The following is a 16,319-nucleotide window of genomic DNA, read 5'->3' on the forward strand; positions in this document are numbered from 1 at the left end:
CTATCTTATTTACTTCAAATATCCTTTTGTTTAAATTTATATGAAAGAACAACGGAGTGTCATTTCAGAGGGGCCGCTTAGAAGTTTTAAACAGGTTTAATAAAACAGGCAATCTCGGATGTTTCTTCGATTTTTTCTAAAATTTCATTCATTGGCTTTTTAGGCCATTGGCGCTTCATCAAGTGTTTCTTCAGAAACTGATGTATTCCAGACACCCTCCATTGTTTTATGAAAGTCGTCCATGTTTAAGGTTTTCATTGCTTTTGTGCGGCTCAAGACGCGGCCTGCCCCATGTGGCGCTGAAAAATCCCAATCCTTTTTACCTTTACCCACTGCCAAAATTGAACCATCTCTCATGTTGACCGGAATAATGAGCCGTTCTCCTTTTTGCGCAGAAACTGCCCCTTTTCGTAAAATTAAGTTCACAGTATCAATATAATTGTGAACCGTATCGAAGCGGTCCAGCTAAACCAAAACTAAACTATCAAGATATCATACAAGAAAAGGCAAAAGTCGGGTGAAGATTTGTACAATTAGTAGCTCCTGAAATAGCAACGTCTGGGATAGGAACGGCTTCTTACTTTGAATTGATTTTTGAGAGACCCATTAACTAATAATGGATTTTTAATATTAACGTTGTAGGATCCTTCTAACATTTAGAGGTAAATACGGTTTACTGAAGTAAAAGGGTTAAAAATAGAGGATAATAGTTCCTCAAGGTTATTTGTTATCTTTTGATTGGTCATCAGGTGTTTGGACAATTTCTTTTAACTCTTCTGTGTCACCTTTAGCATTAATGATTTCAAATATCTGATTTAAACCTTCAGATATTTTTTCGTCTTCTTTTCTCACTAATATCCCTCCAAATTGTGATTATTTTTAAATTGTCCAATAACTAAAGGATCATACATCAAAGGACAATACTATAAAAATGGAGTGAGGAAAAAGAAAAAAGATTGATCAAAATAAGCTATTAATATATTTTATTGAAGCATTCTTTTAAAAAAAGGTGGATTATTTCTGAGATCCTTATTCCTTTAAGCGCCCTTTAAATATGATCTCAATTAGAAAATCATTTATTTCTTCTTTTACTAATGTACCCTTTACTTTAAGTGTAATTGTTACATACTTGTCCGCATACATGTCATTAATTGTTCATACATTTAAGTGAATGAAGTAATAAACAAATTGGGGGTATAAAATTGAATAGCAAGGAAAAGAATTCTCAAAGCACTACCAAAAACAAGAACGATATAAATATTAATAACAATTTTAGTTTATCTATTAACTTCGGTGATTCACTAAACTTATTAGCACTAATTGCAGGTATCTTTATCATTAAAAGAATTTCAAAACAATACAAAATAAATAAGAAATGGCTAAAAGAGAATAAAAGAAATGAATGATTAATGGAGGAACAGATAAAATCTGTTCTATAGTTTTTTCGCATTCTAATTAATTCCTTCCAGAATGTCCTCTGTCCTCAATTTCTTCAACTCTAATTTCGTTTTCCTTAAAGTCTCTATGTATAGCTTTAAATGCTTTTAATGCATTTAATCCTTTTACTTCGAATGTTAGCGAAAAACGCTTATTACCGTAAATATCAATTATTTTTCAAATCTGGCTATTTAATAGAACAATCCATTATCTAAGAAGAGTTCTTCATCCTTATACCTCTGTAGAACTTGCCCCGTAATCCACTCATGGTCGGCTACTGAAGTTTTACACTTACTATCCCTTCATTAACTGAATCGAAATATTGTTTAAACGTGTAAAATGTTCATTTATAGCAACCAAGCAACCTTCATTAGAGAGGGAGTTCCTCAAAATACTTGTATCAATAATTCAATAATCACGCTACAAGCGCTCCACATCGTAAATTTAATTAACCAATCGGACAATCTCAAAGTAATATTTAATTTACCTCTATCATTTCACTTTTAAATTACAAAGCTACCTTTATAGAGCTACCTTTATACCTTATTTCAACATATAAAAATGACGCCTTTCCTTTTTATTCAAGGATAGCGACAGTTTGTGTTATGAGCTAACTAGATCCTTACTAATCATCCGATTATAATTTTAAAGAAATAAAATTTACTTGCACACCATTATACAGGCTTGTACAGCAATATGGCCCTATAATAAAAATGAGCGCTGTTCCTTTTTACAGAAAAGCGCGCGTTTGTTGAATAATAAAAACCAAACAAGAATTAAATCCATACTTTCTACAAGTTAAAATCAAAGCTTTCTCCTATTCCTTTTTCAATTGCCTTTTGGTATACATTCCATGCAACAACAAGATCTTGAAATGCCAAACCAACGGAACCAAAAACCGTTATTTCCTCCGGACTGGTGCGTCCAGATCGATATCCGGCAAGAACTTCTCCTAGTTCATAGGGAACTACATCCTTTCTTGTCAGACCAGCTCCACCAATAGCACCCATTTTTTCAGAAAGATTAATGTCATCACAAATAAAAACCGATTGTTGGATAAGTTCGGCGCTGATCTCACATTTTCCAGGTTGATCTGCCCCCAGGGTAGTTATATGTGTACCCGGCTGTATCATTTTAGGAAAAAGAAAAGGTTCTTCAGACCAAGTTGCAGAAATAATAATCTCTGCTTGTTTAGTAACTTCTTCTAAACTTTCAGAAGCAAACACAGGGATATTTAGTTCCGTACTCATTTTATTGGCGAACAAACGGGCTTTTTCCGGGATTAGATCAAAAGCATACACCTTTGAGATGCTACGAAAATATGTTAATGATCTTAATTGCAACTCTCCTTGGACTCCACATCCGATGATTGTAACTCTACTAGCATTCGAATGTGAAAGTATATGTGTACCAAGTGCTCCAGAGAGACCGGTTCGAACAGCTGTTAAATAAGGTGAATCCATGATTGAAAGCAAATCACCATTATTTAAATCATGAAGATGGATTACTCCTTTAATAGATGGTGATTGATTTTGAAACTTAGCGTGAACTTTCACGGTATATGCGGGTATTTCGTTTAACAAACCAGGAAAAATAATCATTGAACTTGAATAATCGTTCGGGAGTGGTGAATTTGCACGTTGTCCATCAATGTTTCTCATTATGGAGTATTTTTCAAAACCGTCTTTTAATTCAGTAATTAGTTCCTGTGGGGAAAGTAGGCCTTTTATGTCCGTATTTTTTAATAGTAAAGTCATTTGTCTCATCCTCCCTTTGTTGGTTCCCTTCACTATTCTATAATTTGGCCCGATTCATTAAGAAGAGCGCATTTCTTGCTACATAAATGCGCCCTTTAATTGAATAGCTATTTACTTACACAGTACCCTATATCCCTTGAAGGTACACAGCTTTTTAAACGACTTTTTCATTACTCCATAAAATGTTAATCTGTATCATTCATTAATAACGAGCTCTAAGGGTTCGCTCCCTTTCTAAGGGCCCCCAATAGCACAAAGGGACACGACCCCTGACCTCATCGCTGCCATGGCTGTGATATCCCACCTTGGTTAGTTTCACTGCTCTAATGTTCGATAACAGCACGACTTTGAATGTACAACTTTGATCATAAACATATTTAATCAAGAAAGGCCAAAGATTGCTTACTATATAGCTTTGAGCGAGTCTGCATTAGAAGAAAATTCAGATATCTCAGTTACTGTAGCTGCTAACCACCTGTTTATTTTTTATTCATAGTTGTGCCCAATATGATCAAGGCAACATAGATTACGATTGCAATCGAATCTATAATCGTATCCGTAAGAGCTGAAACTTCAAGTAATGCCGTTACCCCAAGAATGACAATCAGTCGGACGATCAGGATCGCCGCGATCATCCATGCAGCAAAACGGATCTTCGATCGCTCACTTTGAAATGACATGAAAATGAATGCAATGCCGAAGACTAGATTTTCCGCCGTTATAATGTGCCAAACATACGTGAATACCGTCCGAGTATCCATGGACATCGCCCTAATGTCGAGCGTCGGCAGCACTGCGAATTGCCCATTCCATGCATGCGTGATGGCAAACAGCATCGCAAGAACGCCTGCAATCAGATAATAAAAATTCCTAACCTTGATGATGATCACAACCCTCCATAGAAATTCCCGGTTCATTCTCCCGGATATCCTTGTAAAGCTCGCGGACGAAATCTGCCAACCGTTGGTCGCTTTCGTTATTAAAGTCCCTTAACGTTTCGGCTGCCATATTGAGCAGCCGACTGACCTTTTCCAGATGGTTAATCTTCATGCGCGTTTCTGCGATCTTAGCTTCGAGGAACGAAGCAACCTCTTCACAGTAAGCGAAGTCGATATTTTCCATTTTGCGCAAACCAAGTATTCCCCTGATTTCGTCAAGAGAAAAGTCCGCATGCTGCATGATCTGAATATTCATCAAGTCTATGAGGTCGTCCCTCGAATACCTACGATACCGATTGTCATCCCGGGACGGCGAGACGATCCTAATCCGGTCATAATACCGAAGTGTATCCTTGGGTATCCCAAGTATTCGTGAAACCTCTTGTATAGAGTAAAGTTTTTCCATGAATTCAGAATAACATTTGAGTTGACTCCAATGTCAAGTCGTTTTTTGACTTTTTTCTCGATAGGTATGCGCACGATGTTGCTTTGAAATAAAATTTGATCAAATATACTACACTAACCGGCATTTTACGAAGAAAAGATTGATAAAAATGGATTCTTTTCAACTTAGTTTAAGTATGGTTTTTATAAAATTTCAATCATTCTCTATCTGTGTTATTCAATAATCTGGCCCTATTTATGAAGGAAGACGCTTTCCTTATTTCAGAAAAGCGCCCGATTGTTGAATATTGTTATTGAAGTAAAGCCCCCGTTACTTTGAGACAATCCTTCACAAATTGGAATACTATTTCATCAGATTATGCAAATATCATCTTTATCTAATCCTTTTTATCCCTAAGTGTAAAATCAACCCTATCATACTTCAGATATTTTTAAATAAAGTCCTTCACTATGTAGTAGATAATTTATTTTAACTAGAAAAAGTCTGCTATTTTAGAAGGCGGTCTTTTTAGAGTATTAGATGTTGTTTCTCATTTTAAGGATCAATATCAAAACTATATCATTTTTCGTGATATTCTAACTTGAAAAAGAAATTCCGATTTTTTATTACAATTACTGTAGTTAAAATAAGTAAAAGAATGGTTTGTATGACTTTACTCATTGGGTGTGTTAAAAATAATTCATTGAAAAGCCCCGCTGAAATATGAAAAACGATTGCAACAATAATATTTCGTCCAGTTTTATAGTATAACCAGTTCATCAATAGAACAAAGGGAATGAGACTAACCACAAAATTTATAGAATATATTACCCCTGTTTCGACTAGATTGCTTTGATAATAATCTTTAATAAAAGCTAGAGGGAAATGCCAAAATGCCCAGAAAATAGCGAAAATCATAGAAACAGTAAAAAGATTAAATCGTTTTCGTAAGCTGTCTGTGCCATATGAGTGCCAAGCCAATTCTTCTAGTATTGGAGCAATAAAGAGCAAAAACCAAGCTGGAAAAATACCTGCTGAAAATGAAGACTTTCCTGAGAGTGCAAATTGAGAGGTACTATATCCGAAAAGCAAGGAAATTGCCTGTGCAAGAAGAATACTCGTGATCATAAGAAAACAGGTTACGATAATGTAAAATGGTTTTATGGTATTGAAATTAAAAAACCTGTTCAATAAATCCTTTCGTAAGTAAGAATCTGAGAGCATTAAAATACAAGCAATTATCAATGGACTCGATAAGCCAATAATCCCCAAAATGCTTTCTAAGATAACATATAGACTTCTACTTGGTTCTATATGACTGATATATGCAGCAATAAACCACAATATCCACGGAACTACAATTGATAATCCATAGAACAAAATTGGATGCCGATATTTCTCGATTGCCATTTCTTTTCCTCCCTTTTTATTTTTATCTTACTTTAACCCTATTAAGATTTAATATTTTATATTAAGCCAATGTTTATTTTTTGTAAGAATTCTAACCTGTGATTTTTTATATTAAATTGACCAAACCTTCCACTAATCAGCCCTTTACCTTTATAAGTTCTAATAAAAAAAGCGTTAATCCTTCTTGGATTAACGCGCCCGTTAGCCAGCCATGAATCAACACTTCGCCACAGAGAATGAAAGATGATTACGTTCTTTCATGGTAGTTGAACAAGAAACCTGTTTAATTTTATTTATTCTCTACGATATATTTTTTCCAACCTTTAGCTCGAATCTCCTCATCGGTTAACTGTTGAATTTCTACATCCCATTCGAATAATGATATATCTTCCTCATCACTCGGTGTTTCTTCGGTTGTCGTATCAAAGACCGACCTGAATTTTTTATAATTTTTTACTTCATCTGGATGCTTCCACTTCGAGTCGCACTCATCACAAATTACAAAAAGATATACTACACTGAACTTATTCATACTCTATTAACTTTTCATTTAGGTTCTTCTCTCACTCGGTTATACGCTTTATAATTATTTAGTCTTGAGCCTGAAATATACAATAGCTGTATATTTAGATTCTTTTATTTTTTGATCGCACAATATGATTAATATTCTTCAATAGCTGAATTGCAATATGGTAAACTTAATAAATTGATGATAGAAAAGGGGGAACATTTTGTTCTTTATAACTATTTTTTTACTAACTATCCTGTACACTGTAAATATTTCCTTTCTAACCAAAAAGGAATTGACTTTAGTATGGAAGAATGTCACGTTGCTTTTTAATGTTTTAGCATTCATATGCAGTATACCAACCGTTTTCTTACTTTGGTTTGTATCTTCATTGAATGTAACTTTAAATTCTGGTTCAGAGAATTCCGCGTACATAAAAGTCACAGCGGCAGCTATTTATTTTTTATTTGTAAATGTTATTTTAACGGTTCTTTTGATTAAGAAAAAAGCGGTAAAAAGTAAAAAGGCCGAAAATCAACAAGATCTTTCCGTTGTGAATGAAAATATAAAATTTAAATATATTAGCTTTGCCTTTCTATTTGCTAGTATCGGTATTTTGGTTTTCAGAACGATCTATGCCGATGACAGGGAGATTTTGTTTACAAAAGGGCATCTAGAATCGGAGTTTTATCTTTTTTACTTTTTCACCTTCTTATTCACAGTATTAGCAACAGCATTTATTATCAGTTTGAAGAATAGGAAATTAACCAAAGTAACTACTGCTGTTCTAGGAGCTTTATTTGCGATTGTGATGATATTGAATTTGCTTATCAAGCCGAATGATTATGCAGCTTTATCCCGTGAAGAGAAAGAAGGATTTTTGGAACAAAGCTCGGAGTATTTAGAAGAACTTTCCCCTGAAGGCATTGAAGTTTCAAATGTAAAGTACAACAAGTCGGAGTTGGGCGGAAAGCATATTCGAGTGGTATTCAATTACACAATTAATGATTGTGAAAGTAAAAGCTGCGGTCCCTATAAATTTGATTCGGACTACCATATAAAGAATGCTGCCCTAATAAATCTAACGGATTCGGGACAAAAGATGGCTTCAGATGGCCAAACCATTGAGTCGGAAAATAACAAGAATGCAAATATTGTTATAAAACAAAAGGAATCCGTTATCGAAAAAGAAGAAAAAGAAGTCTTTATTGAAATAGGGAACGAAGCGGATATAAAAGAGCAAGTAGTAAATTTAATCGAGGAAGATTATGATTTTTCCACAAATAATGGTTTACCCACACGTCCCAATAATCATTTTGATCGATTGAAGTTCACTAAGCATAGAATAGGTGATTATAAGAAACTGTTATCGATTGATGCGAACGATTTCTATGATTATATAAAAAGCGTAAGTGAATACAGCCATAGTGATGCGACTGAATTTGTTCTATACCCTTTAGGAACAAGCTTCGGAAAAATTGCGATTGAAGTCAGTCCTGAAGGGTATGTAGTGAAAGGGTATGCTTTTAAAACAGTGGATTCGAGAGCACGTTTTGTTTTCGAATTGGCGAATGGAAAAACATTTACAGGTGTGCTAGAACGCGATCATCATTTCCGAGCGGATCGCGTTTGGGTAACCGTAGAGGATGAAGGAACCTCGGAATATAAAAAAGGCGAATTTATTCAAGTGAAGTATTAAAATCGATTCGAGACTTCTTCTTCGGCACATTTTCAATAACAAAGCGCTCTCCGCAATTGTGGAGGGCGCTTTTGATTTACCCAATAAAATCATGTTTATGCATTACTTATGAGTCTTGATACTTTTTTGTTAATTTACTATTCATAATTATACAAAGAGTAGTAGAATATATAAATGTTGAAATTTTCGGTATCGCCGCTATTAGGAAAAACCCTCTCCCTTCATCAACTAAACTGACCCGTTACTTTAAGTACAATTCTTCACATATCCGCTATATAATTTAACATAATCATCCATTTATATTAAAAGTGAGTTACTCAACAATCAGGTCCTATAGATAAAGAAGGCACAATCCTTTTTCAAGAATTGCGCCCTTTAATTGAAGATCGTTCTTGTTATCATTAAATTCATTATAGAAATAATTACTAGAGCTTAAATAAAATACCAGATACTCTATACATGGTTACGTAATATAATAGAATCACTTGATACTAGAAAGTAGGGCATTGCTTGAGAAAATTTATCCTCTATATATTATACTTTCTTCTCACTTATGATATTTTTCATTTGATTTATCGAATATTAGTGCAATATAATCTTGCTAATCTAGGTTATGATGTTTTTTCAGTAATCAGAGATTTAATCTTAATTTGGTTAATCATTAAATTAAAGCGTCCTAAGAAGAAATTAATAAAATTTGAACATTTCCATAGGGAAGCCTTTAATGCTGATGAGAGAAAAGAATATGAAAAAGCTCTTCAAATTAGAGAAGAAGGTTTAAAATTAATCACTCTAAATAATCTTAAACGCGCAGAGCTTTACTTTGGAAATGGAGGTACTTACCTATATCTGAATGATTATGAAAATGCCACACATTACTTTGACAAGGCTTTTGAACTAGCTAAGCAAGAGAAAATCCCCTACGATGATCAATACGTAAAAGTTATTGAAAGTTATGTAAAGGCTAATAGAAAAAATGATGCGCTTCATTTAGTAGAAGAACTATTGAAAAGACAATCTTATAATAAAAAGTTTAAAAAGTTAGAACCTATAAGAGATAGATTTTTAATGTAATTCTAAGTGGATGCTCTAAACAAATTTATTTTACATTAAATCACAATCAAGAGGCCCAAATGTACACCCCTCTTGCCATTCAAGGGGGAGCTTTTTTCGTACTTTATGGATTATAAAAGATCCCATACACCTTTGATTCACCAATGTTTTCAGCTTTCAAAGCAGGTATATGACCCTTAAATGGCTAAAAGCACTTACCTTATTACAGTAAAGCGCCCGATTGTGGAACAAAAAGCCGTTATTACAATAAAGAAAGATAAGCGCTCTCTTGTTATTTATCGAATACAAATTCAGGATTAATGGCTATAGGTTTTTTCATGACAAATAGCTTCTTCTGGAACATCGAAAAAAGGGGAGTTTTGAAAGCAGCAGATACAATGTATGGTCGGATCACTTTTACAAATTTTGACGAAGTAAAAAACTAATTTCCCATTCGCTCTTGAATTTGGTGAATTTCCTCAATCTCTTCACTTCGAATTTCCTGAACTCTACAGAGAACTTTAGCCGAGACATCACGTTTTTGTAGTGCATCCCAAATAACATCAGCCGCCACAACTGCTGTCGTTACTGCTAAAGAAACTCCTATTGCTCCTACAGGAGATGAACAATGAGCAGCATCGCCAATCAGCAAGCAGCCATTCTTTGCCCACGTTTTAACCATATGATTTTTAGCTTGAAGCGGTACGAATGATTTAAAGTCAACCAAAGATTCAGCAAATTCATGAAATCCTTTGTTAGCATCCATAATTTCTTGACGAAAGTTTGCTATTCCTTGACTCTTTGTTTCTTTCCATTCACCCCGTGGTAAAGCAATGCCTACTTGAAGTAAATCAGGATATTTCGGCAGTGTTATATAGCTGTGTCCCTCTGTGATTTTAAATCGTAATTCTTCTCCCCAATTAGAAGGCCGTTTTACACTGAACCAGATTAAATCCCCAGGATAATGTTGATATTCTAATTCAAAACCACCTAAACGACGAATCGTGGAAAACCGTCCATCAGCACCGACTACTATTTTTGCCTGGATTTCAAGCATCTCTTTATTCTCCTGCTCAACAACCACTCCTGTCACTGTTCCATCCTTCTCGAACAGTTTTTTTACTGGGGCATGAAACATCATATCAAACGTTGGATATTCCTTTGCTTTTTTGTATAGTGCTTGAAGTAAAATAGGCTGAGGAATCCAGAGAGCATAAGGTGCTTCTGCAATCATGGAAGTAAAATCAATGTCACCTTTCTTTTTATTATAATGATAAAAAGCACCTTTCTTTAGCTTAGAATGAGGCAATTGTTCGATAAACTCACGTAATTTTAATTGATTAAGCAATTGAATAAAACGGGGCTGAAGCACCTCTCCACGGTATTCACGATCAAAATTATCGTGGCTCTCCAAGACGATTACTTGAACACCAACCTTAGCCAATAATAAGCCCAGCATCATTCCCGCTGGTCCTCCCCCAACAACAATGACATCCTTTTCTATTTGTTTTCCAATCATTCTGCTATTTCCTCCCTAAATCCAAATATCAACATAGGATTATATGTAAAAATTTCGATATAATGCTTGCATTAATAATTCAAGAATATGGCCCTTTTCATGAAGAAAGACGCTTTCCTTATTTCAGGAAAGCGCCCTTTAATTGAATAACACATTAGTTTTTATTAGCCATTTTTACCGAATAAAAGTATACAATTAATTCCCCGTATTTTCGCACTATTTGTTAATAAAATCATTTAATGGTCCAAAATCCCAATTATTTATGTTAACCTTTTATCAAATGTAGTTTACAAATGTAAGGAGGGATTAAAATGACTCTAAACTGGCGCCTTTTTATAACCATAGTTACTGCTCTTTTATTTGTCATCATTGTTTTCATGAATTTCTTGGGGCATTGGACAGCTGACCAAGTAATACGAATTCTTTTTTTCTTTATAATGGTTGTAGCTATTTTCAACGCAGGTACTGAAACTGGAAAAATTACAAAGAACAAGGGCTGATTGGAAAAATTCCAATCGGCTTTTTACTACACAGTTTATGTCTACTATGTAAAAAAAAGAGTTACTCCACAATCTGGACCTATTACTGAAAAAGTCACAATTCTTCTTCAAGAATTGCGCCCTTTGAATAACAAACTTGAGTTTTAAGATATTTTTTTTCAATCAACATAAGTAGATCGAAATGGTTTCTACGGTGCTATAGGTACTCGCGGTTAAACATTTATTTTTCCACTCAGAATAAAAAGGAATAGCTGCATAGCATAGATAAAATAGAAAAGGTAATTTTTGGTAAAAACGAATATGACCCTATGTTATAGTAATAAATATAGGGATGTTTCCCTTTTTAAATAACAATTAAAAGGAGGCCTCGTCATGATTATCAAGTGGGTTCGACTGCGATAATTAAAGGTGCAGGCCAATCATGTTCCTTAAAGAGTTAATTGATCTGCGACTTCGTAACGGCGATTAGATAATAAATAATACGGAGGTAAAAAACATGAGTGAACAGATACTGAAAATAAATAAAGTGGATATATGTACAGAAAGTTTTGGAAACCCTAAGGACCCTGCTGTGCTTTTGATCATGGGAGCGATGTCTTCATTAGACTGGTGGGATGAGGACTTCTGTCTCCGTCTTGCTGATCAGGGGAGGTTTGTTATTCGGTACGATCATCGGGATCTGGGACGATCGACCATTTATGATCCTGGTACTTCCAACTATACAATAACTGACATGGCTGACGATGCGGCCGGTGTCCTGGATGCTTATTCCATAGATCAGGCACATATAGTTGGAATGTCCCTGGGCGGTTTGATCGGCCAGATTCTTACCTTGAGATATCCGGACCGCGTATTTACGCTTACGTTAATTGCATCAAGTGTATTCGGGACCGAAATGGAAAAACTGCCCCCAATGGATCAAAGCATACTAGATCACCATGCAAAGAGTGCTTCCATAGATTGGTCAAATCGGGATGCGGTCATTCCCTATCTTGCGGATGGATGGAAAACTTTAGCCGGCTCCAAACCTTATGAGCAGGAAAGAATAAATAAACTGGCGGAAAGAGAGGCGGATCGCGCCAAACACCTACGGAGCAGATTTAATCATGCTCTGCTGAGAGGTGGAGACGTATATTACGATAGAATGGGTGAGATCAGCATACCTGTGCTCATTATTCATGGTACAGAAGATCCAGCACTGCCATACGAGCACGGGCTTGCTCTTGCGAAAACCATCCCTCATGCTGAATTAGTGACTCTTGATGGATCAGGGCATGAGATTCATAGTGAAGACTGGGATCAAATTATAGATTCAGTTGTAAAGCTTAGTTCGTGATAAAATTATAATTGGAAGTGGTACCTCGTTACGTAAGACGGCTGCCTTTTTGTACTATATTTCACTAAATTTAATAAAAATGGAAAGATAAATAATCTCGGGTAGTATCAGGAATATGTGGATTTACAACTATTAAGAGCCCAATTTCTCAGTGTTATAAATGAGAAATTGGGCTTCCTTTACTTCACAAACGCGCCCTTTTCTTGAATAAACAAAAAGCTGATATTAACTGGTATTATTCAATTAAAAATCCTCAACTGTTAGTGATCAAGGAGTATAATCATTCTTGTCCCTTGTAGTAGAGTAACGGCGTTCATGCCAGTGACCTACGACTTTTTGGCGAGTATTGGACTAGAAACTTAATTCATTGGTATTCCTCGTCGGCCGAGGGGCCGTATATGCCCGGCACCGGAATATCGAGAAGCCGCAAATAAACCCCGAGCTGCGCCCGGTGATGAACCATGTGGCTTAATCCGAAGGTGCGGAGCGCGATCGCCCGTGGCTCTCGGAGGATGATATGGTCGCCGTGGCGCAGAGTCCATTCCTCGCCGAGCGCTTTCTCTTCGCATTCGGTGAGCAGCTTTTCCAACTTGCCGACGTTTACATCGAACTCCTCCAGAACGTCAGCGCGTTTTTCCAAAGGCTCGCGCCTCAGTGGCACGTTCGAAAGATCGAACTCCGGGTACTGAAAAATCGCGACTTGCCAGTTTAGCAGGTTGATCAGGTGAGTGGCCAGCCCGCCGAGCGTCATCGATTTTTCGTGCGGCTTCCACGTCATATGCTCCTCGGGCAAGCGTTCCAGAATGCGGCGCGTAGTGCCCAGTTCATGCGATGCGTCGCCGACGATCAGTTTTTTGACCATAAAATCCTCTCCTCCTTTATGGGTATTGTAAAAGCAATAACTTATTCTTTTTTAATATTCTTTATCAGAATGAATTATTCCTTTATATATTATTATTATCTAATGAGATCTTCAATTAAATGGCCCTTTTCATGAAGAAAGACGCTTTCCTTATTTCAGAAAAGCGCCCGATTGTTGAATATTGTTATTAAAGTAAAGCACCCTTTACTTTAAGTGCAATACTTCAATCTTTTTTACACCTCAATAAACTCAAATCCCTAATATGTGTTGTGTATGAAAAAAGACGCTTTCTTATTAAAGAAAAGCGCCCGTTAATGGAAGATACTTTAGTCTTCATGATTTCATAGACATGGCAAGTCGCATCACCAGCCGTACAGGAGTTGCTGGGTTTTCCATTTGATTGACATCTCCAATAAAAAACATATCCTTTTCGGGATAGTAAAATGCTAAGGAACCTGTTGAACCAGAATGACCAATTAACTCACCTTTTCCCATAAAAAGAGTTGCAAGACCATTTAGTGGAACTCTCATATATCCAGCACCGTAATGAATTGGAAGCATAGAAGCCTGCAACCTGTTATTTACTTTTAGTTCATGAAAAACAGTATTTTTAAATAACTTTCCTTTAAAGAAAGTCTTGATAAATACCATTAATTCACGAGCCGTAGAAACACAACCACCACTTGCGCGAATGCTCCTAAGTAATTTTGGACGGTAAAAGGCAGTGTTCTTATAATAAACATACGGGATAAAATCATCCTCATCTTTCGGGAGATAAGTATTTTTGAGTTCTAAAGGATCAAAAATTAATTGTCTATACACATCTTCCAATGTTGAATTAGTAACTATTTCAATTATTTTTCCGAGGATTTCAAAGTTTATATTTGCGTAATGAGCTCTTTTCCCCATACCTGGTGCAAAGTGTGGTTTTATTTCCTTCGTCTTTATTATGGTTTCATTAAAATCAATTTGCACATCCTTATAAATAGCACGTTTTTTCGACTTATTACTACCCTCCTCAATTACATCCCTCAATCCACTTGTATGAAACAATAAGTTCGAGAGTGTAAGTCTATTAGAATACTCTCGACCTTTGTAAACGTGAAGGTTCCTTAATGTGTCTTTTTTTAAATATCTTGCTATTTCATCATCCAGTGACAGTTTTCCCTGCTCTCTCAAAATAAAAATACAAGTGGTAGTGAACAGCTTTGTGATACTTGCAATAAAGAATGGCGTATCTACATTCTTACCCCCGTACCCAAAACTGTATGAAACATCTCCATTGGAGTTTTCTACGAGAAGAACAGATTCATGTATTTGCTTTTTCTTTGTAACGTTTCCGAAAATTTTTTGGAATTTTTGTTTTTGAATTTCCATATGGCTAACCTCCCCCCATGTTATTCATTATAATAACGATTTTGACTAATACCATTGTTCCATTAAATGGCCCGATTGTTGAACACAAGTTAAACATCGATCTTCAACTAAACTGCCCTTTAGTGCAATAAAAAAAGCTGTAAAGATGACAGCTTGATCTGCAACTCTTGCACCCGGTAGTTTAACAAGAACTTTTATAATTTGAGATTAGCTTTATGATTATATATGTAAATAGGACGTTTTGAAGTATTAGAATAATTATTATTAGCAAAAGAAGTAATTTAGAGTCTTGATTTCCCTGGCTACCAATAAGAAAATAAATCAGTGAAGATAACTCAAGGGTGAAGAGCATTAAAGAAGCTTAAACAAAACTTTTTGGAAATGATTTCATAGTTCTCCTCCTCGCGATTATTAATAAGTTCATCTAATAGCATATTTGACAAACCTGCCAGATAGTTCAATACCTTACGTCTCCATTTCTACAATCAAGGCAATAATTCCTCCAATACGAAAAGGAGGAGATTTTTTTGTTAGTATCAAGAACCTCGGAATTATATGAATCGGATAAAAAGATCGAAGGATTCTCCCCTCAGACATTAAAAGAATATAAGCTCCAATCTAAGCTACTTATCCAATACTTTGACGATGTGAATATTGAATCATTGACTACTGATCGGCTTAAAGAATACTTGGCAAAATCCAGTGAACACCTCAAGCCATCAAGTTTGGCTCATCGAATTCGTTTTATTAAATCGATATTTCGTTGGTCACACGAAGAAGGGCATATACCGAAGAATCCCGCTGCGAAAATCAAAGAACCTAAACAAGGAAAACGGATTCCAAAATTTTTAACAGAGAGAGAAATAGAACACTTGAGGGAAGCATGTATTACGCCAATGGAAAAGTCGTTATTAGAATTTATGTTTTCAACAGGTTGTAGAATAGGGGAAATTGTTTCTCTTGATAAAAATTGTATTAATTGGTCAAATCGTTCCGCCATTGTGCTTGGGAAAGGTGATAAGGAAAGAGAGGTCTACTTTAATATACGGTGTGAAATCTGGCTCAAACGATACTTGGATCTTCGTCAGGATAGAGACCCAGCTATTTTTGTTACTGAACGACACCCACATAGAATGAGTATTGGACAAATGAGATATATCATAAAACGAATATCAAGTCGAGCAGGGATCAACAAAGAAATTCATCCACATCAACTGCGCCACAGCTATGCGACACACCTATTGAACAACGGAGCTCCTATTGATGTTGTTCAAAGTTTACTGGGACACGAAAAAAGCGAGACCACTAGGATTTATGCTCAGCTAAGTGGAAGCGTTAGAAGAGAATTTTACAGAAAATATTTTTAATAGGATGGCAATAGGCAACGGATACTCCGCTGCCTTTTCGTTATCGCCCCCGTTAGTAGAGTAGAAAACTGATTTCATAGGGATAGCTTACGCTATCTCTTTTACTTTCAGTTTCCCCTCATCAAACCGTACGTGAAGTTTTCCCTCATACGGCTTTCCGATGTTCTTCTT

15 protein-coding genes and 2 pseudogenes are annotated in these 16,319 nt (G+C 35.8%); 6 read left to right on the plus strand and 11 right to left on the minus strand.

Annotated elements, in window-relative coordinates; genetic code table 11:
* Positions 1–86: 86 nt before the first annotated feature.
* Both F7731_RS24735 and F7731_RS27140 read right to left on the minus strand, forming a co-directional pair.
* A pseudogene (locus F7731_RS24735) lies at positions 87–462 on the minus strand (RtcB family protein); the annotation flags it as partial.
* Positions 463–720: 258 nt separating this feature from the next.
* Positions 721–852: a hypothetical protein gene (locus tag F7731_RS27140; RefSeq protein WP_281352607.1), complete on the minus strand. Its 132-nt coding sequence runs from the start codon at positions 850–852 to the stop codon at positions 721–723.
* A 350-nt stretch (positions 853–1,202) separates the two neighbouring features.
* Here F7731_RS27140 and F7731_RS24745 point away from each other — a divergent pair, with 350 nt between their 5' ends.
* Positions 1,203–1,406 (plus strand): hypothetical protein, encoded by a 204-nt coding sequence (locus F7731_RS24745; protein ID WP_151537452.1) that lies wholly within the window; start codon positions 1,203–1,205, stop codon positions 1,404–1,406.
* Between the two features lie 52 nt (positions 1,407–1,458).
* Here F7731_RS24745 and F7731_RS27000 read toward each other — a convergent pair.
* The 6 genes and pseudogenes from F7731_RS27000 to F7731_RS24780 all read right to left on the minus strand — a co-directional run.
* Positions 1,459–1,605, minus strand: a pseudogene (locus tag F7731_RS27000) (VOC family protein); the annotation flags it as partial.
* 623 nt (positions 1,606–2,228) lie between these two features.
* Positions 2,229–3,194 (minus strand): ornithine cyclodeaminase family protein, encoded by a 966-nt coding sequence (locus F7731_RS24760; protein ID WP_151537453.1) that lies wholly within the window; start codon positions 3,192–3,194, stop codon positions 2,229–2,231.
* 479 nt (positions 3,195–3,673) lie between these two features.
* Entirely contained in the window at positions 3,674–4,084 is a 411-nt protein-coding gene (locus F7731_RS24765; protein ID WP_212031246.1) for a hypothetical protein, read from the minus strand.
* Positions 4,065–4,538 (minus strand): MerR family transcriptional regulator, encoded by a 474-nt coding sequence (locus F7731_RS24770; RefSeq protein ID WP_151537454.1) that lies wholly within the window; start codon positions 4,536–4,538, stop codon positions 4,065–4,067. Before F7731_RS24770 ends, F7731_RS24765 begins: the two co-directional genes overlap by 20 nt.
* A 558-nt stretch (positions 4,539–5,096) precedes the next feature.
* The gene (locus F7731_RS24775; protein ID WP_151537455.1) at positions 5,097–5,927 is read right to left on the minus strand and encodes a CPBP family intramembrane glutamic endopeptidase; all 831 of its coding nucleotides are present in this window, start codon (positions 5,925–5,927) and stop codon (positions 5,097–5,099) included.
* A 289-nt stretch (positions 5,928–6,216) separates the two neighbouring features.
* Positions 6,217–6,459: a hypothetical protein gene (locus tag F7731_RS24780; RefSeq protein ID WP_151537456.1), complete on the minus strand. Its 243-nt coding sequence runs from the start codon at positions 6,457–6,459 to the stop codon at positions 6,217–6,219.
* Positions 6,460–6,658: 199 nt separating this feature from the next.
* Between F7731_RS24780 and F7731_RS24785 the strand changes: the two genes are divergently transcribed.
* Both F7731_RS24785 and F7731_RS24790 read left to right on the plus strand, forming a co-directional pair.
* A complete protein-coding gene (locus F7731_RS24785; protein WP_151537457.1) occupies positions 6,659–8,134 on the plus strand; it encodes a hypothetical protein in 1,476 nt (491 codons plus the stop codon).
* Between the two features lie 510 nt (positions 8,135–8,644).
* Entirely contained in the window at positions 8,645–9,208 is a 564-nt protein-coding gene (locus F7731_RS24790) for a hypothetical protein (RefSeq protein WP_151537458.1), read from the plus strand.
* Between the two features lie 421 nt (positions 9,209–9,629).
* On the opposite strand, the gene F7731_RS24795 is transcribed toward F7731_RS24790, so the two are convergent.
* Positions 9,630–10,706: an FAD-dependent monooxygenase gene (locus F7731_RS24795; protein WP_246197440.1), complete on the minus strand. Its 1,077-nt coding sequence runs from the start codon at positions 10,704–10,706 to the stop codon at positions 9,630–9,632.
* 311 nt (positions 10,707–11,017) lie between these two features.
* Here F7731_RS24795 and F7731_RS24800 point away from each other — a divergent pair, with 311 nt between their 5' ends.
* Both F7731_RS24800 and mleCBF read left to right on the plus strand, forming a co-directional pair.
* A complete protein-coding gene (locus F7731_RS24800) occupies positions 11,018–11,206 on the plus strand; it encodes a hypothetical protein (protein WP_151537459.1) in 189 nt (62 codons plus the stop codon).
* Between the two features lie 496 nt (positions 11,207–11,702).
* Complete coding sequence (gene mleCBF, locus F7731_RS24805) at positions 11,703–12,542, plus strand: CBF family alpha/beta fold macrolide esterase (protein ID WP_151537460.1); 840 nt, start codon at positions 11,703–11,705, stop codon at positions 12,540–12,542.
* Positions 12,543–12,906: 364 nt separating this feature from the next.
* Here the strand turns inward: mleCBF and F7731_RS24810 are convergent, their stop codons facing one another.
* Positions 12,907–13,404 (minus strand): DinB family protein, encoded by a 498-nt coding sequence (locus F7731_RS24810; protein WP_151537461.1) that lies wholly within the window; start codon positions 13,402–13,404, stop codon positions 12,907–12,909.
* 333 nt (positions 13,405–13,737) lie between these two features.
* Positions 13,738–14,781, minus strand: a complete 1,044-nt coding sequence (locus F7731_RS24815; protein WP_151537462.1) for a serine hydrolase domain-containing protein — start codon at positions 14,779–14,781, stop codon at positions 13,738–13,740.
* Positions 14,782–15,308: 527 nt separating this feature from the next.
* Here F7731_RS24815 and F7731_RS24820 point away from each other — a divergent pair.
* Complete coding sequence (locus tag F7731_RS24820) at positions 15,309–16,148, plus strand: tyrosine-type recombinase/integrase (RefSeq protein WP_151537463.1); 840 nt, start codon at positions 15,309–15,311, stop codon at positions 16,146–16,148.
* Positions 16,149–16,319: the final 171 nt, after the last annotated feature.

Origin of the sequence: Cytobacillus depressus, assembly GCF_008923245.1 — a bacterium.
Lineage (GTDB): Bacteria > Bacillota > Bacilli > Bacillales > Cytobacillaceae > Cytobacillus > Cytobacillus depressus.

What these genes read in the sequence shown, in the direction of transcription:
- F7731_RS24760 (WP_151537453.1), bottom strand. Translation starts at nt 3,194, where the DNA reads ATGACTTTACTATTAAAAAATACGGACATAAAAGGCCTACTTTCCCCA.
- F7731_RS24770 (WP_151537454.1), bottom strand. Translation starts at nt 4,538, where the DNA reads ATGGAAAAACTTTACTCTATACAAGAGGTTTCACGAATACTTGGGATA.
- F7731_RS24775 (WP_151537455.1), bottom strand. Translation starts at nt 5,927, where the DNA reads ATGGCAATCGAGAAATATCGGCATCCAATTTTGTTCTATGGATTATCA.
- F7731_RS24780 (WP_151537456.1), bottom strand. Translation starts at nt 6,459, where the DNA reads ATGAATAAGTTCAGTGTAGTATATCTTTTTGTAATTTGTGATGAGTGC.
- F7731_RS24795 (WP_246197440.1), bottom strand. Translation starts at nt 10,706, where the DNA reads ATGATTGGAAAACAAATAGAAAAGGATGTCATTGTTGTTGGGGGAGGA.
- F7731_RS24800 (WP_151537459.1), top strand. Translation starts at nt 11,018, where the DNA reads ATGACTCTAAACTGGCGCCTTTTTATAACCATAGTTACTGCTCTTTTA.
- mleCBF (WP_151537460.1), top strand. Translation starts at nt 11,703, where the DNA reads ATGAGTGAACAGATACTGAAAATAAATAAAGTGGATATATGTACAGAA.
- F7731_RS24810 (WP_151537461.1), bottom strand. Translation starts at nt 13,404, where the DNA reads ATGGTCAAAAAACTGATCGTCGGCGACGCATCGCATGAACTGGGCACT.
- F7731_RS24815 (WP_151537462.1), bottom strand. Translation starts at nt 14,781, where the DNA reads ATGGAAATTCAAAAACAAAAATTCCAAAAAATTTTCGGAAACGTTACA.